This is a genomic window from Agromyces sp. NPDC055520 (assembly GCF_053619715.1).
Map to the genome: position 1 here is coordinate 209,093 of NZ_JBSHJY010000001.1, position 18,090 is coordinate 227,182.

The 18,090-nt window shown below is 70.3% G+C and carries 22 protein-coding genes, 2 tRNA genes and 1 riboswitch; of the genes, 12 read left to right on the forward strand and 12 right to left on the reverse strand.

Annotation, left to right across the window (positions count from 1 at the left end):
* Positions 1-85 precede the first annotated feature (85 nt).
* The 6 genes from ACWGST_RS00930 (at position 86) to ACWGST_RS00955 (ending at position 4,511) form a co-directional block, all read left to right on the forward strand.
* Positions 86-418: a hypothetical protein gene (locus tag ACWGST_RS00930; RefSeq protein ID WP_452044760.1), complete on the forward strand. Its 333-nt coding sequence runs from the start codon at positions 86-88 to the stop codon at positions 416-418.
* A gap of 104 nt (positions 419-522) precedes the next feature.
* Positions 523-632, forward strand: a riboswitch (TPP riboswitch).
* Between the two features lie 38 nt (positions 633-670).
* Entirely contained in the window at positions 671-1,333 is a 663-nt protein-coding gene (locus ACWGST_RS00935; protein WP_452044761.1) for an ECF transporter S component, read from the forward strand.
* 1 nt (position 1,334) lies between these two features.
* Entirely contained in the window at positions 1,335-2,828 is a 1,494-nt protein-coding gene (locus ACWGST_RS00940; protein ID WP_452044762.1) for an ABC transporter ATP-binding protein, read from the forward strand.
* Positions 2,825-3,598, forward strand: a complete 774-nt coding sequence (locus ACWGST_RS00945) for an energy-coupling factor transporter transmembrane component T family protein (protein ID WP_452044763.1) — start codon at positions 2,825-2,827, stop codon at positions 3,596-3,598. Before ACWGST_RS00940 ends, ACWGST_RS00945 begins: the two co-directional genes overlap by 4 nt.
* A complete protein-coding gene (locus ACWGST_RS00950; protein ID WP_452044764.1) occupies positions 3,595-4,176 on the forward strand; it encodes an ATP-binding protein in 582 nt (193 codons plus the stop codon). Before ACWGST_RS00945 ends, ACWGST_RS00950 begins: the two co-directional genes overlap by 4 nt.
* Positions 4,177-4,256: 80 nt before the next feature.
* Positions 4,257-4,511 carry a hypothetical protein gene (locus tag ACWGST_RS00955; RefSeq protein ID WP_452044765.1) on the forward strand — a complete coding sequence of 85 codons (255 nt, stop codon included), beginning with the start codon at positions 4,257-4,259 and terminating at the stop codon, positions 4,509-4,511.
* Positions 4,512-4,588: 77 nt separating this feature from the next.
* On the opposite strand, the gene ACWGST_RS00960 is transcribed toward ACWGST_RS00955, so the two are convergent.
* The 6 genes from ACWGST_RS00960 to ACWGST_RS00985 all read right to left on the reverse strand — a co-directional run bounded on the left by ACWGST_RS00960 (position 4,589) and on the right by ACWGST_RS00985 (position 8,487).
* Entirely contained in the window at positions 4,589-5,908 is a 1,320-nt protein-coding gene (locus ACWGST_RS00960) for a hypothetical protein (protein ID WP_452044766.1), read from the reverse strand.
* 24 nt (positions 5,909-5,932) lie between these two features.
* Complete coding sequence (locus tag ACWGST_RS00965; protein ID WP_452044767.1) at positions 5,933-6,280, reverse strand: metallopeptidase family protein; 348 nt, start codon at positions 6,278-6,280, stop codon at positions 5,933-5,935.
* 48 nt (positions 6,281-6,328) lie between these two features.
* Positions 6,329-6,404, reverse strand: a tRNA-His gene (locus tag ACWGST_RS00970).
* 43 nt (positions 6,405-6,447) lie between these two features.
* Positions 6,448-7,068 (reverse strand): oligoribonuclease, encoded by a 621-nt coding sequence (orn, locus tag ACWGST_RS00975; RefSeq protein ID WP_452044768.1) that lies wholly within the window; start codon positions 7,066-7,068, stop codon positions 6,448-6,450.
* 40 nt (positions 7,069-7,108) lie between these two features.
* A tRNA-Arg gene (locus ACWGST_RS00980) sits at positions 7,109-7,181 on the reverse strand.
* Between the two features lie 85 nt (positions 7,182-7,266).
* Positions 7,267-8,487: a cation:proton antiporter gene (locus ACWGST_RS00985; RefSeq protein WP_452044769.1), complete on the reverse strand. Its 1,221-nt coding sequence runs from the start codon at positions 8,485-8,487 to the stop codon at positions 7,267-7,269.
* Positions 8,488-8,614: 127 nt separating this feature from the next.
* Here ACWGST_RS00985 and nadE point away from each other — a divergent pair, with 127 nt between their 5' ends.
* Complete coding sequence (gene nadE / locus ACWGST_RS00990) at positions 8,615-9,436, forward strand: ammonia-dependent NAD(+) synthetase (protein ID WP_452044770.1); 822 nt, start codon at positions 8,615-8,617, stop codon at positions 9,434-9,436.
* Between the two features lie 41 nt (positions 9,437-9,477).
* On the opposite strand, the gene ACWGST_RS00995 is transcribed toward nadE, so the two are convergent.
* The 3 genes from ACWGST_RS00995 to ACWGST_RS01005 all read right to left on the reverse strand — a co-directional run bounded on the left by ACWGST_RS00995 (position 9,478) and on the right by ACWGST_RS01005 (position 11,620).
* Positions 9,478-10,137: a hypothetical protein gene (locus ACWGST_RS00995; protein ID WP_452044771.1), complete on the reverse strand. Its 660-nt coding sequence runs from the start codon at positions 10,135-10,137 to the stop codon at positions 9,478-9,480.
* Positions 10,138-10,210: 73 nt separating this feature from the next.
* On the reverse strand, positions 10,211-10,498 hold the full coding sequence (locus tag ACWGST_RS01000) for a hypothetical protein (RefSeq protein WP_452044772.1): 288 nt from the start codon (positions 10,496-10,498) through the stop codon (positions 10,211-10,213).
* A 114-nt stretch (positions 10,499-10,612) separates the two neighbouring features.
* Positions 10,613-11,620: an aldo/keto reductase gene (locus ACWGST_RS01005; RefSeq protein WP_452044773.1), complete on the reverse strand. Its 1,008-nt coding sequence runs from the start codon at positions 11,618-11,620 to the stop codon at positions 10,613-10,615.
* Positions 11,621-11,856: 236 nt separating this feature from the next.
* Here ACWGST_RS01005 and ACWGST_RS01010 point away from each other — a divergent pair, with 236 nt between their 5' ends.
* From ACWGST_RS01010 to ACWGST_RS01025, 4 genes are all read left to right on the forward strand, one after another.
* Entirely contained in the window at positions 11,857-12,489 is a 633-nt protein-coding gene (locus ACWGST_RS01010) for a single-stranded DNA-binding protein (RefSeq protein ID WP_452044774.1), read from the forward strand.
* Positions 12,490-12,590: 101 nt separating this feature from the next.
* Positions 12,591-13,079, forward strand: a complete 489-nt coding sequence (locus tag ACWGST_RS01015; RefSeq protein ID WP_452044775.1) for a DUF6993 domain-containing protein — start codon at positions 12,591-12,593, stop codon at positions 13,077-13,079.
* A 5-nt stretch (positions 13,080-13,084) separates the two neighbouring features.
* The gene (ettA, locus tag ACWGST_RS01020) at positions 13,085-14,767 is read left to right on the forward strand and encodes an energy-dependent translational throttle protein EttA (protein WP_452044776.1); all 1,683 of its coding nucleotides are present in this window, start codon (positions 13,085-13,087) and stop codon (positions 14,765-14,767) included.
* Between the two features lies 1 nt (position 14,768).
* Positions 14,769-15,245 (forward strand): acyl-CoA thioesterase, encoded by a 477-nt coding sequence (locus ACWGST_RS01025; RefSeq protein WP_452044777.1) that lies wholly within the window; start codon positions 14,769-14,771, stop codon positions 15,243-15,245.
* 30 nt (positions 15,246-15,275) lie between these two features.
* On the opposite strand, the gene ACWGST_RS01030 is transcribed toward ACWGST_RS01025, so the two are convergent.
* The 3 genes from ACWGST_RS01030 to ACWGST_RS01040 all read right to left on the reverse strand — a co-directional run bounded on the left by ACWGST_RS01030 (position 15,276) and on the right by ACWGST_RS01040 (position 17,313).
* A complete protein-coding gene (locus ACWGST_RS01030) occupies positions 15,276-15,824 on the reverse strand; it encodes a hypothetical protein (protein WP_452044778.1) in 549 nt (182 codons plus the stop codon).
* 13 nt (positions 15,825-15,837) lie between these two features.
* Positions 15,838-16,323: a QcrA and Rieske domain-containing protein gene (locus ACWGST_RS01035; RefSeq protein WP_452044779.1), complete on the reverse strand. Its 486-nt coding sequence runs from the start codon at positions 16,321-16,323 to the stop codon at positions 15,838-15,840.
* A gap of 117 nt (positions 16,324-16,440) precedes the next feature.
* Positions 16,441-17,313, reverse strand: a complete 873-nt coding sequence (locus ACWGST_RS01040) for an acyl-CoA thioesterase (RefSeq protein WP_452044780.1) — start codon at positions 17,311-17,313, stop codon at positions 16,441-16,443.
* Positions 17,314-17,406: 93 nt separating this feature from the next.
* Here ACWGST_RS01040 and ACWGST_RS01045 point away from each other — a divergent pair, with 93 nt between their 5' ends.
* Complete coding sequence (locus tag ACWGST_RS01045) at positions 17,407-18,087, forward strand: hypothetical protein (RefSeq protein WP_452044781.1); 681 nt, start codon at positions 17,407-17,409, stop codon at positions 18,085-18,087.
* The last annotated feature ends 3 nt before the right edge of the window (positions 18,088-18,090 follow it).

An 18,090-nucleotide genomic window follows, 5' to 3' on the forward strand; every position in this document is an offset into this window, starting at 1 on the left:
CCGACCGCGGGCCGCGCGGCGGGCGCCGTGCCGGAGATTCGCGCAGGGGTGGCTCGAGGCCGCACGCGCGGGTAGCGTTGGCCGCATGGCTGAACTCGTGCTGGACCTCGCAGAGACCGTCGCCGGCGTCGGCGTCAAGACCTCCTACGGCGAAGCCGTCGACATCGACGGCACCACGCTCGTACCCGTCGCGCTCGGGTACTACGGCTTCGGCGCAGGCAGTGGCTCCGACGGGCAGGGCGATCAGGCGGGCGGCGGCGGTGGAGGCGGGCTCTCCATTCCGCTCGGTGCATACGTCGGTCGCTCGGGCGAGGTGCGGTTCGAACCGAATCTCATCGGTCTGCTTCTGGTCGCCACGCCGCTCGTCTGGGTCACGGGCAAGGCGCTTCGCGCGGTGATCCGCGCGCTCAAGCACTGATCCCGCCGGCGCTCACCGCACTGGCGGTCGCAGCCGTTGCCTGCGACTGACGTCGCTGCTGCCGATGACGGTCGCCGACGACGCCTGCGCCACAGCGTATACTCGTGATCGAACACGGGAGTCCGGTGAGCCGGGCTGAGAGGAAGGTTCTCAACCTTCGACCGTCGAACCTGATCTGGGTCATGCCAGCGCAGGGAGGCCAACACATCTCAATATCCCGTGCCTCTTTCCACGAATCGAAAGGGCACGACAGTGCACACTGCAGCATCAGAACCCGGCAGCTCCACCGCAGCGAACACATCGACGGCGCAGCGCACGCCCCGAAAGCCGCGCAACCTGCGCTGGCGGGTCGTCGACATCGTGGTCGCGAGCGTCATCGGCGTCGCGACGGGCCTGCTCTTCCTCTTCTGGAACAACGTCGGCTACGCGTGGTTCAGCGCGGCGGACGCGCTCACGCCCGGTCTCGGCGGCGTCGCCGTCGGCATCTGGCTCATCGGCGGCGTGCTCGGCGGCCTGATCATCCGCAAGCCCGGCGCTGCGCTGTTCGTCGAACTGCTCGCCGCGATCGTCTCGGCGCTCGTCGGCAATCAATGGGGCATCGAGACGATCTACGCGGGAGTGATGCAGGGCCTCGGCGCCGAACTGGTCTTCGCGCTCTTCGCGTATCGCCGCTTCGGCGTGCTGCCCGCGATGCTCGCCGGTGCCGCCTCGGGCGCGGCCGCCTGGACGCTCGAGCTCTTCACCTCGGGCAATCTCGCGAAGTCGCCCGAGTTCCTCGGGCTCTACCTCACGACGGTCGTCATCTCGGGCGCGCTGCTCGCCGGCCTCCTCGGCTGGCTGATCGTGCGCGGCCTCGCCGCGACGGGAGCGCTCAGCCGATTCGCCGCCGGCCAAGACGTGGCGCAGCGAGTCTGACGTGGCCGAGGGGTTCAACGCCTCCCGCCCCGCGCGCGTGGAGGCGCGCGGGTGGGGGTGGCGCCACGCCGGTCGCAAGCGCTCGGCCCTCGACGGCATCGATCTCGTCATCGCGCCGGGGGAGCGCGTGCTGCTGCTCGGCCCCTCTGGTTCGGGCAAGTCGACCCTGCTGCATGCCCTCGCCGGGGTGCACGGCGGTGACGAGGAGGGCGAAGAGACGGGCTCCCTGCTGATCGACGGCGCATGGCCGGGCGCGGTGCGCGGTCGGGCGAGCCTCGTGCTGCAAGACCCCGACTCCCAGGTCATCCTCGCCAAGGTCGGCGACGACGTCGCCTTCGGCTGCGAGAACCTCGGTGTGCCGCGCGGCGAGATCTGGTCGCGGGTGCGCCGGGCGCTCGACGACGTCGGCCTCGATCTCGCGCTCGACCACCCCACGAGCGCCCTCTCGGGCGGGCAGAAGCAGCGTCTCGCGTTGGCCGGCGCCCTCGCGATGGGTCCGGGGCTGCTGCTGCTCGACGAACCGACGGCGAATCTCGACCCCGTCGGCGTCGGCGAGGTGCGCGCAGCGGTCGCCCGCACCCTCGATCGCACGGGCGCGACCTTCGTCGTGGTCGAGCACCGCGTCGACGTCTGGATCGACCTCGTCACCCGCGTGATCGTGCTCGGCCGCGACGGGGGGCTGATCGCCGACGGCGAGCCGGCACGGGTGCTGGCGAAGCAACGCGAGGCGCTGCTCGCCGCCGGTGTCTGGGTGCCGGGGGCGCCTCCGGCGGTGTCGGCCGCGCGGCCGGCGCCCGCGGCATCCCTCATCGATCTCGAAGGCGTCGACCTCGCCATCGGGCGCCGTAGCGACGCGGTCGTGCGCGACGGCCTCTCGCTCGCGCTGCCGCACGCGGCCTCGACCGTGCTCACGGGGCCGAACGGTGCGGGCAAGTCGACGCTGGCACTGACGATGGGCGGCCTGCTGCCGCCGCTCGCGGGTCGCGTACGCGCCTCGGCAGAGCTGACCCGTGGGCTCAGAACGGCCGAGCCGATCCGGTGGCGCTCGCGCGAGTTGTCGACCCGCATCGGCACCGTCTTCCAAGAGCCCGAGCACCAGTTCGTCGCGTCGAGCGTGCAACGCGAGCTCGAGGTCGCCCCGCGTGCCCTCGGCCTCGATGCGGCGACGACCGCGCGGCGCACGCGCGAGGTGCTCGAGCGACTCGGCCTCGACCGGCTCGCCGAGGCGAATCCGTTCACCCTGTCGGGCGGTGAGCAGCGCCGCCTCACGGTCGGCTGCGCGCTCGTCGCGCAGCCTCGCGTCGTCATCCTCGACGAACCGACCTTCGGACAGGATCGCCTCACCTGGATCGAGCTCGTGACCCTGCTGCGCGGGCTCGTCGACGACGGCACGACGCTGCTCTCGGTCAGTCATGACGCCGCCTACCTCGACGCGCTCGGCGACCGGCACCTCGATCTCGGCAGCGACGCGCTGCGCTTGCGGGCGGCGGCATGAACGCGACACCCCGACTGCATCTCGTCGACCGGGTGAACCCGGTGAGCCGGCTCGCCGCGGCGATGCTGTTGACGACCCCGTTGCTGCTCACGGTCGACTGGGTGAGCGCCGCGGTCGCGCTCGGCGTGCAGCTCGTGCTCTTCGCGATGGCGGGCGTCACCCCCCGACTGCTCGTCGCGCGCGCCTGGCCGATCCTCATCGCGGCACCCCTCGCGGGCCTCAGCATGCTGCTCTACGGGCGGCCCGCGGGCACCGAGTACTGGTCGTTCTGGCTCGCGCGCGTCACCGACGGATCGATCGAACTCGCCGTCGCAGTGACCGTGCGCGTGCTCGCGATCGGGCTGCCGGCGGTGCTGCTGTTCATGAACGTCGACCCGACCGAGCTCGCCGACGGGCTCGCCCAGATCGCCCGGTTGCCCAGTCGTTTCGTGCTCGGGGCGCTCGCGGGCGCTCGTCTCGTGGGGCTCTTCATGGAGGACTGGCGGGCGATGTCGCTCTCGCGTCGTGCGCGCGGCATCGGCGACCACGGCGTGATCCGCCGGTTCGCGACCATGGCGTTCGCGTTGCTGGTGCTCGCCATCCGCCGCGGCAGCAAACTCGCGACGGCGATGGAGGCCCGCGGGTTCGGTTCCGAGCGGCCGCGCACCTGGGCGCGCGAATCGACGGTCGGGTGGCCGGATGCCGCGCTTCTCTGCATCGCCGTCGGTGTCGCTTCGCTCGCGATCTTCGCCGCCGTCTGGGCCGGCACGTTCCACGCGGTCTGGGCGTGAGCGGGGCGGGCTCGCGCGGAGCGGGCGGCATCGGTCCCGCGGCATCCGCTGTGCATGTCGTTCTCGAGCGCTTTCGCGCGGCGGGCGCTCAGGTGGTGGCGATCGACGGGCCGAGCGGTTCGGGAAAGTCCACCCTCGCCGACGCCCTCGTGCGCGCGTGGCCGGGTCACCCGCCCGAGCTCGTTCGTCTCGACGACGCCTACCCGGGCTGGAACGGACTCGAGCCGGCCGGCGCTGCGCTCGCACACGAACTCGTGGCGCGCCATGCCCGTGGCGCGGTCGGCACCTGGCGGCGATGGGATTGGGCGGCCGGTGACGTCGGTTCGATCGAGCAGAGCCGGCCGGGCCGGGTGCTGATCATCGAAGGCTGCGGCGCGTTCGCCGCGACCAGCTCGGTCGCCGCCGTCGCGGTCTGGGTCGAGGCCTCGACCCGGGTGCGCAAGCGCCGCGCACTCGAGCGCGACTCCGGCGCCTTCGACCCGTACTGGGACCTGTGGGAGCGTCAGTGGCGCCGCTACGTCGCCCGCACTGCACCGGCGCGTCGCGCCGATGTGCGCGTGCGCGTCGTCGCCGGTTGACCCTCAGGGAAGGCGGGCGCCGATCTGCGACCCGCTGCGCGCCCTGCCGCTCCCGGCGGCCCGAGGGCTACGGTAGTGACATGAGCACAGACACAGCCGCCCAGTACGTCGCGGAGTTCCTCGACGGCCCGCTCGAGGGCGAGTTCGAGCAGCGCATCCTCGTCGGCGGCAAGCCCGAGAAACGGGTGGGCATGGTCGCCGCCGTCGACGGTCTCGAGTCGTTGTTCTGGTACGACGCGGTCGCCGAGCGAGAGGTCAACGGTCAGGTTCGGGTGCAGTTCCGTTTCGATGCCGACGATTCCGACCCGGTCGAATCCGACGACGAGAACGACTGAGTCACGTCTCGCGCGTTGCCGCGTCGTGGCGTCGCCACGTCGCGGCGTGCGTCACGCAGCCGGTGGCCGGTGGCCGTTCAGCCTTGCTGGTCGGCGAAGAACGCTCCGATGAGCGCAGCGGGGTTCGTGAGCCGCCAGAACGGGCCGGGGTCGCGAATCGCGCCCGTCAGTTCGAGCGGTGAGCCGACCTCGCCGCTCGCGGTCGCGAAGCTGATGCGACCGACGTCTTTGCCCGAGGGCGCGGTCGTGAACGGTTCCACGGTGACGGATGACTCGGCGGCGCCGCCGCCCCACGAGGCATCCACTCGGCTGACCGACGCGATGAGATCTGCCCGGTCGCCCCATGCCGCTTCGACGCTCGCGTAGGGCGTGCCGGCCGTGATGATCTCGACGGGAGCCGCCGCGAGCGCGCTCGACGCCACCGCCGCGCTCACGCCGACGTCGAGGGTCTCGTAGTCGGGCATGAGGGTCGTGGCACCGACCACGCGATAGGGCGGCTGGTCTTCGAGCCCCGGCACGGTCGTGGTGTACACGAAGGTCACCCCCGCCTGGTCGGTGTAGCTGCGTGCGAGCGCTCGCACGCCGGCGTCGCCGGGGCGGGCGACGATGTCGGGGATCTTCCGCTCGTCGGCCGCGGCGGGCGGGCTGGGCGAGGCGTCGCCGTCACTGTCGCCGCCACCGCTCGCATCGCCGTCGTCGACGCCGTACACGGCGGCAAGACTCGGTTCGGCGAGTACGAGGGCGGCGAGGCGCGTGAGTTCTTCGGGGGTGCCGACGTTGTCGCCCGACAGCCCGGTGGCGTCGGCGACCCGCGTCGCGGTGAAGCCGTTCTCGGCGAGCCACTCGTTGGCCGCCTCGACGTAGGGTGCCGTGCCGCCGAACGCCCAGCGAACCAGTGTGTCGGCGTGGTTGTTGCTCGAGGCCAGCAGGATGGCGCGCACGACATCGCGTTCGCTCCACTTCTCGCCGGGCAGCACGGCGAGCGTGCGCGTGTCTTCGGCGACGTAGCGCAGGTAGTCGTTGTAGTCGTCGGGGCCGATCGTGATGTCGGGGCCGCCGCCTTCTGGCGGCAGCGGCAGCGAGTCGAGGGTGGCCAGCACGGTGACGAGCTTGACGGCGCCGCCGATGGGCACCGCCTCGGTGTCGCCGGCCACGGCGAGCGTGGTGGCGGCGCCGTCGCCCGCGAGCACCGCCATCGCGCTCGCACCGTCGGCGGGAAGGGTGACGGTCGCTGCCGCGGCCGCATCGTCGCCGGATGTCGCGGCGGCTCCCTCGGCGACGGTGACGTTCACCGCCGGAAGGGGGCCGAGCAGCATGGCCGGGCCGTAGACGCCGATGCCGAGGATCGCGATCGCGCCGACGGCAATGCCGACGATGCGGCCGGGGCTGATGCTCATGGAATCAGCGTAACCCGGCGCGGATCACGCCCAGCCCAGCTCGTGCAGGCGGTCGTCGTCGATGCCGTAGAAGTGTGCGATCTCGTGCACCAGCGTCACGTGGATCTCGTCGCGGAGCTCTTCTTCGTCGGCGCAGAGTGCCAGCAGCGGCTCGCGGTAGAGGATGATGCGGTCGGGCATCTCGCCGAATCCATAGCGGTCGCGTTCGGTCAGCGCGAAGCCCTCGTAGAGGCCGAGCAGGTCGAGGGAGCCGTCTTCGGGGCGGTCTTCGACGACGAACACGAGGTTCTCGAGGCCGTCGACCATGTCGTCGGGCAGCTGATCGAGCTCATCGACGACGATCGCTTCGAAGGCTTCGGCATCGAGTTCCACGAGCGGCTCCGAAATGCACTTGGGGTCTGCACCACTACCAGGGGCTATTGGGGTGAGTAACGGGGCTTGAACCCGCGGCCTCCTGGACCACAACCAGGCGCTCTACCGACTGAGCTATACCCACCATGTGCCCACCGCCGAAGCGATCTGGCAACTCAACGAGACTACTACACCTTGGAGGCGAACTCGTTCACCACGGTCGCCGAGAGGGTCTGCAGCTCGGCTGTGGTCGGTCCGGGCTCGGCGACGAAGACCGCGCGGCGGTAGTAGTGCAGCTCGCGGATCGACTCTTGGATGTCGGCGAGGGCACGGTGCCCGCCGTTCTTCTGGGGCGAATTGAAGTACGCACGGGGGAACCAGCGCTTGGCGAGTTCTTTGATCGAGGAGACGTCGACGCTGCGATAGTGCAGGTGCGCGTCGAGCCGCGGCATGTACTTCGCGAGGAATGCGCGGTCGGTGCCGATCGAATTGCCGGCGAGCGGTGCCTTCTGCTCTTCGGGGACATGCTGCAGCACGTACTCGAGCACCTGGTATTCGGCGTCGGCGACGCTCACGCCGCCCGGGATCTCTTCGATGAGGCCCGACTGGGTGTGCATGGTGCGCACGAACTCGCCCATCGACTCGAGCGCGCTCGAATCGGGCTTGATGACGATGCTGAGACCGGCGTCGACGGGGTTCAAGTCGTAATCGGTGATGATGACCGCGATCTCGACGAGTTCATCGACCTCGAGGTCGAGTCCGGTCATCTCGCAGTCGATCCAGACCAGGCGGTCGCTCGAAGAAGGCATGCCGAGAGTCTATCCGTGTGCTCCGACATCGCTGTGACCGTCCCCCCGGAGAGATTCGAACTCCCGACCAAGTGGGTAGAAACCACCTGCTCTGTCCACTGAGCTACGGGGGGCCGACTGGAACGCCGCCATGCAAGCATAGCCATCGATGGCCGCTCACCGGCTCGTCCCGCCGGAGCGCCCGGGGATATCGCAGGGTCACCCCTCGACGGGCACGTACGGATCGTCTTCGGGCGCATGCGCCGGTGCATCCGACCGCCCTTTGCGCACAGCGAGGGCGATGAGGGGGAACAACAGCACCGAGAGCATGCCGGCGCCCACGAGCGCCGCAGCGGTTCCACTCGGCAGGTCGCCGTTGTCGACGCCGATGGCGGTGACGGCGACGATGATCGGCAGTCCGGTTGCGCCGAACAGCGCGGTCGCCACGAGATCGCGTCGACTCGAGCCCTTCGGGGCGGCGAGCAACGACGGAAGTCCGCGCACGAGCAGCAGCAGCACGACGAAGATCGGCAGCAGCAGGGTCGTGCGCACGTCGCCGAAGAGCGAGGCGAGGTCGAACGTGACCCCGGTGTTGATGAAGAACACCGGCACGAGGAACCCGTAGCCCACGGCTTCGAGTTTGGTCTCCACGACTTCGACGTCGCGCTCGGGCGCGCCCGAGAGCAGCAGGCGGTAGAGCACGCCGGCGGTGAACGCCCCGAGCAGCATGTCGAGGTCGAGCACGATGCTGAGCGCCACGAGCGCGAGCAGCACGAAGATGACGAGGCGCACGGCGAACTGACCGCTCGTGTGCAGCGTGGCCGTGATGACCCGGTGCATGCGCTTGCCGAAGCCCTTGGCGGCCAACCAGATCGCGATGCCCGCGACCACGGCGAAGGTGAGCAGCACGACAGTGGCCAGCAGTGGGCTGCGCCCGCTCAGGAAGATCGAGATCGCGAGCAGCGGCCCGAATTCGCCGACGGCGCCGAGCGCGACCACGGCGATGCCGAAGGGCGTGCCGAGGTCGCCGGAGTCGCGCAGCACGGGCATGATCGTGCCGAGCGCGGTCGAGGTCAGCGCGATGCCGATGAACGCGGCGGCGGGCAGGTCGGCCGCCAAGAGCGTCGCGAGGCCGATGCCCGCGGCCAGGGAGACGATCCAGCCGATCGCCGCGCGGCTCAGCGGCCGCCCGCGGATCGCACGGAAGTCGATCTCGTTGCCCGCGAGGAAGAAGAGCATCGCGAGCCCGAAGTCGGCCAGCATCCCGGTGAACTCGTCGGGCACGACCCAGCCGAGCACGGCGGGGCCGAGCAGCAGCCCGAGCACGATCTCGAAGACGACGAGGGGGATGGCCACCCAGCGTCCGATGGCGCGCACGAGCAGCGGGGCCGCGACGGCGATCGCCGGCACGAGCACCATGGTTCCGATCGAGAAGTCCATGAGCACTCCGTTTCGAGGCAGGCGGGTGGGCCTGTCGAGATGTTAGCGGAGCGTTGCCCCGACGCGATGGCGGCGGCCCGAGGCATCCGTTCGTCTGCCGGAAACACGGGGGCGGTATCGTCGTGGCATGCGAGAGCTGCAGTCGCGAATCATCGCCGAACTCAACGTCACCCCGATCATCGACCCCGCCGCGCAGGTGCGGGCGCGCATCGACTTTCTGAAGTCGTACCTGCGCACGACGGGGGCCAGGGGTCTCGTGCTCGGCATCAGCGGCGGGCAGGACTCGACGCTCGCGGGCCGGCTGTGCCGGCTCGCGGTCGAGGAACTCGTCGCCGAGGGCACTCCGTCGCGGTTCGTCGCCGTGCGCCTGCCCTACGGTGTGCAACGCGACGAGGATGACGCGCAACTGGCCCTGAGCTTCATCGCGCCGCAGGAGACCGTGGTCTTCAACATCGAGAGCGGGGTCGACGGGCTCACCGAGCAGTATGCCGAGGCGACCGGCGAGGCGCTCAGCGATTTCGGCAAGGGCAACGTGAAGGCGCGCATGCGCATGGTCGCCCAGTACGCGCTCGCGGGCGAAGACGGCCTGCTCGTCGTCGGCACCGACCACGCCGCCGAAGCGGTCACGGGCTTCTTCACCAAGTACGGCGACGGCGGAGCGGACGTGCTGCCGCTCACCGGGCTCACCAAGCGGCAGGGCCGTTCACTGCTCGAATTCCTGGATGCCCCGGAGCGGCTGTACCTCAAGGTGCCCACCGCCGATCTGCTCGACGGCAACCCCGGCCAGTCCGACGAGGCGAACCTCGGCCTGAGCTACCGCGACCTCGACGCCTACCTCGAGGGCGAACAGATCGACGAGGGGGTCGCCGAGCGCATCGAGGCACGATTCCTGCAGACGCGGCACAAGCGCACCACGCCGGCGTCGATGTTCGACGACTGGTGGCGCTGACGGGCGCTCAGCGAAGTTGAGTGCTCAGCGCTGACAGGCGCTCAGCGCTGTTGGTCGCTCTGCAGCGTGGGCGTGGGTGCGGTGTTCGCCGTGCCCGAGACGTCGCCGGTGTCGCCTGCGAGGGTGACGCTGCCCTGGTAGCGCTGCTGGTGCTGCTCGGCCACCCAGGCGTCTTGCTGGTCGATCGCCGTCTGCTCGGGCTCTTGGCGCTGCGTGCGCCACCGGGCGAGGTCGTTCATGAACTGACGGCGCGTGCGGCCGGGGTGGCGCTGCCATTCGAGGAGGCGATCGCGGAACTCCACGACGGCGGGGTCGAGTTGATAGCCGAACGTCGCCGACGCCCGCTTGAGTTCGTGGAGCTGGTGGGCGGCCCAGTTGGCCGCGACGTCGGAACCGCGGATCGGCAGCAGCCGCACGATGATGTCGGCCTGACCGACGGCACGGTCGGCGAGCACCTGCTCTTGCGGGGTCAACGAGTTCCAGACGGAGGCCTCGGTCGCGGCGTCGACGAGCGCGGCGATCGCCGCCGCCTTCGCCTCGCGGTCACGTTGCGCGACGAGGCGCTTGATCGCGAGGTTGGCGATCCAGACGGCCAGGAGCCCGGCGGCGAGCACCGCGAAGAACAGCACGACGGCCGAGAAGACGGCGGGCCGTGAGGCGCTCGTGCCGAGCCAGGAGATGAGATCGTTCCACCACTGCATGGCCGCAGATTACTCCCGCCCGGTGCCCCGACCCTCGAGCCTCGACGGCGCGCCCGAATACGCGAGTGCGAGCTCAGCGGAACACCTCGGCGGCGGCGCGCGACGACCAGAACTCGCCGAGTTCGATCGAGCGCAGGCCGCCTGCGACGAGTCGTTTCGCCCCGAACCGCACCTCGGCGCCCGCGCCGCGCTGCTCGATGTGCCCGAGCACCGCGCCGCGGGGGCGGGTGACCCGCCACAGCCCCGGTGCCGCCGGCGAGATCAGCAGGCCGGGGACGACGTCGGGGAACGGTGCACGCGTGCGCGCGGCGGTCGTGCCGTCGGTCGTCGTTTCGGCGTCGATCGTGGTGGTGGCGGACATGTCGCTCCTCTCGTGTGCAGCCGGCCCTGCGGTGTGTCACGAGAGTACGGCGGGCCACCGACATCCGCTCAGGTCTGCTCGACGACCCGGCGCAGACGGCGCCCGCCCGCGAACTCAGCCGAGCACGGTGCCGTGCGCGGCGAACGGCTCGATGCGTGCGATCTCGTCGGCGGTGAGCGGCGCGGCGTCGAGCGCGGCGACGTTCTGCTCGAGCTGGGCCACGCTCGAGGCGCCGATGAGCGCGCTCGTGACGAGCGGTTGCCGAAGCACCCACGACAGGGCGAGCTGTGCGAGCGACTGCCCGCGCTCCTTCGCGATCGCGTCGAGCCCGCGGGCACGCTCGAGGTACTCGCCGCTGATGCTGTCGGGGGAGAGGAAGCGGCTGGTCGCCGCGCGCGAATCGGACGGCACGTCGCCGCCGAGGTACCGGTCGGTCAGCAGGCCCTGCGCGAGCGGGGAGAAGACGATGCTGCCGGCGCCGACCTCGTCGAGCACCGGGAACAGGCCGTCTTCGATGTGCCGGTCGAACATCGAGTAGCGCGGTTGGTGGATCAGCAGCGGCACACCCTCGGCCGCGAGCGCGGCGGCGGCGGCACGCGTCTGGTCTGGGTCGTAGTTCGAGATGCCCACGTAGAGCGCCTTGCCCTGGCGCACGGCGCTCGCGAGCGCGCCCATCGTCTCTTCGATCGGCGTCTCGGGGTCGGGCCGGTGCGAGTAGAAGATGTCGACGTAGTCGAGGCCGAGTCGCCCGAGGCTCTGATCGAGCGACGACAGCAGGGTCTTGCGCGAGCCCCACTCGCCGTACGGGCCGGGCCACATGTCGTAGCCGGCCTTCGACGAGATGATGAGCTCGTCGCGATAGGGCGTGAGGTCTTCGGCGAGGATACGGCCGAAGTTCACCTCGGCGCTGCCGGGCGGCGGACCGTAGTTGTTGGCGAGGTCGAAATGCGTCACGCCCAGGTCGAAGGCGCGGCGCACGATCGCACGCTGGGTGTCGTAGGAGCGTTCGTGGCCGAAATTGTGCCAGAGCCCGAGCGAGAGCGCGGGCAGTTTGAGGCCGCTGCGGCCCACCCGGTTGTAGCGCATGCGGTCATATCGTTCGGGGAGGGCGGCATAGCTCATGGAGCAACTCTAGGCGGGGCGACGCGGGGTCGGGTGCGTCGGCGGCGGCCGCCGACTCGTCCTCCACAATCGGGTCGCGGCCGGATTCATCCACCGATCGCGGTCGTGAACGATGGATGCCGCGGCGCAGCGCCGATGCTGATCTCACGCGGCTCCGGGATGACGATCCGGCACGAGCGCCTCCCGGGGCCGCGTGCCGTCGACTCGCGGCGGCATCCGACCAAGGAGTGCAGCACATGACCGACATCATCACCGTGACGGGTCTCGTGGGAACCGATCCCACGTACCGGGTCACCGGCGGCGGACTCGCCATCACCTCGTTCCGGCTCGCATCGACGAGGCGCGTCTTCGATCGCGCCAAGGGTGTGTGGGAAGACGGCGAGACGAACTGGTACACCGTCTCGGCCTTCCGTCAGCTCGCGTCGAATGCGAACCTGTCCGTCCGCAAGGGGCAGCGACTCGTCGTGCACGGCCGGCTCCGACTGCGTTCGTGGACCGCGGGCGAGAAGTCGGGCACCTCGATCGAGATCGAGGCCGATTCGATCGGCCACGACCTCGCCTGGTGCGTCACCTCCTACGCGAGGGTGCATTCCGCGCGTCCGGTGGAGTCCTCGGCCGCCACTGCGTCACCCGGTGAACTCGTCGACGGGGTCACGGGCGAGGTCGTGGGGTTCGGGGGCGTCGGCGTGCCCCGGCCCGACGACGACCTGGACGCCGAGTACGGCGCCCGCGTGGACGCGGAGGTCGACGACGACACCGACGACGACTCCGACGACGACACCGGCGAGGACACGGGCGACGTCGACGTCGCCGTCGACGTCGCCGACGCGATGGGGCGGGCCGAGTTCGACCGGGCGATCCTCGCCTGACCAGCGCATCCGCCGCCATCCGACAGCGCCGCCCGAGCCGGGCCCATCGGCACACCGCCTAGAATCGGCTCGGGCGGTCGCCACCGCCGGTGAGGGGAACGATGAGACGGCGGTTCGGAAGCACTGCGGCCCTGGCATGCGCCGGGGCCGCGATCATTGTCGCGCTGGCCGGATGCAGCGCCGATGCAACCGAACCCACGACCCCGCCGACCACTCGACCGACGCCCACCGACGCCGGAGGCCCGACCGCGACGGCGCCCGATTTCAAGCCCGAGCTCTCGGCGGCCGAGAACCAGGCCTACTTCGATTGGGTGAACGGCGGCGTGATCGCCGCGAACGCCGCGGCCGGTGGGCGCGACTTCATCGACGCCCTCGTGGCGGCCGGCTTCGACAAGTCGCAGATGCAGGTCACGGCCGACACGACGACGATCGGCGATCCCGCCGACTCCATGCAGTTCTCGGTGCTCTTCCAGGGCGAGTGCCTCGTCGGACAGTACGGCCCGAAGTCCGGCGGCTATCATGGGGCGCTCCGTCCGCCGCTCGGCACGGGCGGCTGTCTCGTCGGGCAGACCCGCCCCATAGACTGGTAGGCGACATGGCTGATTACATTTACTCGATGGTTCGCGCCCGCAAGGCGGTCGGAGACAAGGTCATCCTCGATGACGTGACGATGGCATTCCTGCCCGGAGCGAAGATCGGCGTGGTCGGCCCGAACGGCGCCGGCAAGTCGACGATCCTCAAGATCATGGCCGGTCTCGACCAGCCCTCCAACGGCGAGGCCAAGCTGACCCCCGGTTACTCGGTCGGCATCCTCATGCAGGAGCCGGTGCTCGACGAGACCAAGACGGTGCTCGAGAACGTGCAAGAGGGCGTCGGCCCGATCAAGGCGAAGCTCGATCGCTTCAACGAGATCTCACTCGCGATGGCCGAGCCCGACGCCGACTTCGACGCGTTGCTCGCCGAGATGGGCACTCTGCAAGAGGCCATCGACGCCGCCGACGCGTGGGATCTCGACTCGCAGCTCGAGCAGGCGATGGACGCACTGCGCTGCCCGCCCGGCGACGAGCAGATCTCCGTGCTCTCGGGCGGTGAGAAGCGCCGCGTCGCCCTCTGCAAGCTGCTGCTGCAGAAGCCCGACCTGCTGCTGCTCGACGAGCCCACCAACCACCTCGACGCCGAGAGCGTGCTCTGGCTCGAGCAGCACCTCGCCAAGTACCCCGGTGCCGTGCTCGCCGTCACCCACGACCGGTACTTCCTCGACCACGTCGCCGAGTGGATCTGCGAGGTCGACCGCGGTCGGCTCTACCCCTACGAGGGCAACTACTCGACCTACCTCGAGAAGAAGCAGGAGCGACTCACCATTGCGGGCAAGAAAGACGCGAAGCTCGCCAAGCGCCTCTCTGAGGAGCTCGACTGGGTGCGCTCGAACGCGAAGGGCCGCCAGGCCAAGTCCAAGGCCCGTCTCGCCCGTTACGAAGAGATGGCGGCAGAGGCCGAGCGCACGCGCAAGCTCGACTTCGAAGAGATCCAGATCCCCGCGGGTCCGCGTCTCGGCGACATCGTGCTCGAGGTCGAGAACCTGAAGAAGGGCTTCGGCGACCGCACGCTCATCGACGGCCTCAGCTTCTCGCTGCCGCGCAACGGCATCGTCGGCATCATCGGCCCCAACGGCGTCGGCAAGACCACGCTGTTCAAGACCATCGTCGGCCTCGAGCCGAGCGATTCCGGCAGCGTCAAGATCGGCGAGACCGTGAAGATCTCGTACGTCGACCAGTCGCGAGGCGGCATCGACCCGAACAAATCGCTCTGGGAGGTCGTCTCCGACGGACTCGACTACATCCAGGTCGGCAAGGTCGAGGTGCCGAGCCGTGCCTACGTGTCGACCTTCGGGTTCAAAGGCCCCGACCAGCAGAAGAAGGCCGGCGTGCTCTCGGGTGGTGAGCGCAACCGCCTGAACCTCGCGCTCACACTCAAGCAGGGCGGCAACCTGCTGCTGCTCGACGAGCCCACCAACGACCTCGACGTCGAGACCCTGTCGAGTCTCGAGAACGCCCTGCTCGAGTTCCCCGGCTGCGCCGTGGTCATCACCCACGACCGGTGGTTCCTCGACCGCATCGCGACGCACATCCTCGCGTACGAGGGCACCGACGAAGACCCCTCGAACTGGTACTGGTTCGAGGGCAACTTCGAGTCGTACGAAGAGAACAAGATCGAGCGGCTCGGCCCCGATGCCGCCAAGCCGCACCGCTCGGCCTACCGCAAGCTCACGAGAGACTGAGATGCGCCTTCACGTGCCCACGCCGCTGCGGTGGAGCGACCTCGACGCCTACGGGCACGTGAACAACGCGCGCATGCTGAGCCTCCTCGAAGAGGCGCGCATCCAGGCGTTCTGGGTGAGCGACGACACGTCGGAGCACGCTGCCGGGGCGTCGACGGCGGTGCTCGATGCGACGCCCGGCGCGACCACGATCACGCTGATCGCGCGCCAAGAGGTGGAGTACCTCGCCCCCATCCCGTATCAGCGTCAGCCGGTCGACATCGAGCTCTGGATCGGCCACATGGGCGGGGCGAGCCTCGACGTCTGCTACGAGGTGTATTCGCCGGTCGGGGTCGAGCCGAGGGTGCTCTACACCCGAGCGGTGACGACGATCGTGCTCGTCGACGCCGTCACCGAGCGACCGCGCCGCATCGCCGAGGCCGAGCGGGCGGCCTGGGAACCCTATCTCGGCGCGCCGGTCGAGTTCCGCCGCCGCTGACCCCAGCGCGGGCGATCGACCGAGCCGGGGTCAGCCGCCGAGCGGTTGGTCGCTGAACGAGCCCTCCCAGACGGCTCGGCTGCCGGCCTCGGCGATCTGCACGAGCGTCCAGGTCGAGCCGGCGGTGATCACGAGCGCGGCGACCGTGAGCACGGCGCCGACGGCGATGCGGATGCCGCGGCTCGGCCGTGCGGGCACGCTCGCCGACCCCGCGGCAGGCTGTCGGGCGTCGGCCCCGCGTCGCCGTGCGGCGCGCTCGATGAGCGCCCAGCCCGCGATGACCGCCGCGAGCACGAGCAGTGCGGTGAGCCACGGCACGATGTCTTCGCCCAGCGCGGTGTGCGCCTGGATGAGCGGTGCCGGCGGCACCCGCTGCTCGAGCCACTTGCCGGCCTCGATCGTGATGAGTCCGAGGGGCAGCACGAGTGCCGCGCCGATGAGCGTGGGCAGCCAGAGCACTCGGCGCGCGGCGGGCCAGGCCGCGATCACGATGAGCAGCAGGCCGAGCAGCGGCGTGAGCACGACGACGGCGTGCACGAGCAGTATGTGCAGTGGCAGCCCCGCGAACGAGTACTCCATCGTCACGAGGCCGTCACGACGCCGTCACGATGCGGTCGCCCGCGACGGCGACGGCGATCGGGGTCAGGGGCTTGAGCGCAGGGCCCTGGATGACGTCGCCCGTCGCGGCGTCGTACATCGAGCCGTGGCACGGGCAGTGGAACTCGTTGCCCGCTGCGGCGACGACGCACTGCTGATGCGTGCAGATCGCACTGAACGCGACGACCTGCCCCGCGGTGGGCTGCGCCACGAGGGCCGGCGCCCCGTCGATCGTGGCATCGATGCTGCCGCCCACGGGCACGTCGGCGAGCGCAGCGATGTCGCCGCCGGCGGGCGGAGCGTCGGGCGCCGCGGAGTGCGCGGTCGTGGCCGGCGGCTCTTCGACGGTGTTCGACGGCGTCGCACCGTCCGAGCCGCTCGAGCTCGGGGCATCCGCTGCACAGCCTGCGAGCGCGAGTGCGCCGCCGACGGCACCGACGGAGCCCAGGGTGAGGATGGTGCGTCGAGTGGGATCGGTCATCGCGAGCACTCCTTCGTCTGCGTCGCCCGCACCCGCGAGCGCCTTTGGCCCATTCTGGAACACGCTGCGACGCGCACGACGCATTCCACAGCATCTCTTCAGCCGGCTGCGCCCGACTCAGTCGCGCGCGGGCACCCGCACCATGCCCTCTTGGGCGACGCTCGCCACGAGCACGCCCTCGCGGGTGTAGATGCGGCCGAGGGAGAGGCCCCGCCCGCCGCCGGCCGACGGCGAATCCTGCGTGTAGAGCAGCCACTCATCGACGCGTGCGTCGCGGTGCCACCACATCGCGTGGTCGAGACTCGCGACCTTCAGGCCCCGCGTCGCCCAGGCGATGCCGTGCGCGCGCAGGATCGGCTCGAGGATCGAGTAGTCGCTCGCGTACGCGAGGGCGGCCCGGTGCAGGTTGAGGTCGTCGGGGAGGCGGCCGAACGCCTTCATCCACACCGCCTGGCGCGGCACCCGCTCGCCCTCGACCGTCAGGTAGATGGGCGACGGCACGTGCCGCACGTCGAAGGCGCGCTCGTTCGACCAGTACCGGGCGACGTCGTGGTCGAGGTCGCCGAGCACGTCGGCCGTCGACGGCAGCGTCTCGGGGTCGGGCAGGGCGGTCGGCATCTCGACCTGGTGGGAGACGCCGTCGTCGTCGGTCTGGAACGAGGCGATGAGCGAGAGGATCGGCACGCCGTTCTGGAAGGCGTGGGTGCGACGCGTCGAGAACGAGCGGCCGTCGTGCAGGCGGTCGACCGAGAACGTGATGGGGTGCGCCACGTCGCCGGGGCGCAGGAAGTACCCGTGCATCGAGTGGATCGTGCGGTCGTCGGGCACCGTGCGCATCGCGGCGATCAGCGACTGCGCGAGCACTTGGCCGCCGAAGACCCGGCCGAGCGGCATCCACTGCGACGGCCCCGTGAAGATGTCTTCAGTGGTGCGCGCGCCGGTATCGGTGAGGTGCAGCGTGCTCAGCAGGCCGTCGATCGGACCGTTCATCGTTCCTCCGTGTCGGTGGTCGGTGACCGCTCGTGACCCGAAGAGCGTGTGACCGCCTGGGCGGCGGCGCTCTCTTGGTAGTTTAGACAGGAGATGGCTCAACAACTCACGCTCGCCGACAGCCTGTCGCTCGGAGACCTGCACACGTATCTGCAGCGCGCAGGTCGCGTTGAAGACGGTTCCGTACGTCTCGTGGCCGGCTCCGGCATCCTCGCCGTGTACACCGCGATCCTGTACCCGAGGGGCATCCTCGACGAGAGCCCCACCGTGCTCGGCCTGCGCACCTTCGCCCTCGCCGACGACGAGGAGTTCGACTCGGTCGTGCCGATGCGTTCGCTCGTCGAGCGCATCGTGCGCGCGCGGGGCGAGCTCGGTGAAGACGACGACTCGCGCCCCGTCTCGATGTCGCGCCCTCCAGAGGTCAACACGGTCACCTGGGCGGGCATCTCGCCGCCGCGGGGCGGCTGGCGCCCGCTCGGCACGACGGATGCCGCGACGCTCGAGACTGCAGCACGTGCGGGCATCGACGAGGTCGCCGAGGCGATCCCCGCCGGCACCGGTGAACAGCTCGTGCAACGCGTGCGCTCAGAGGTCTGGGGGCGCGGAGTCGAGGGCGTCGAGTACATCCCGACGGGCGCCGCGTTCGCGGCGTACAGCCTCGGGTTCCTCGGCGACGACGAGGTGAAGCTCTTCGAGACCGGCCCGTGGACCCGCCTCTCGTCGCGCCGGGGCCACGTGCTCGTGCGCCGCAAGCCCTGGACGCTGAAGGCCTGACCG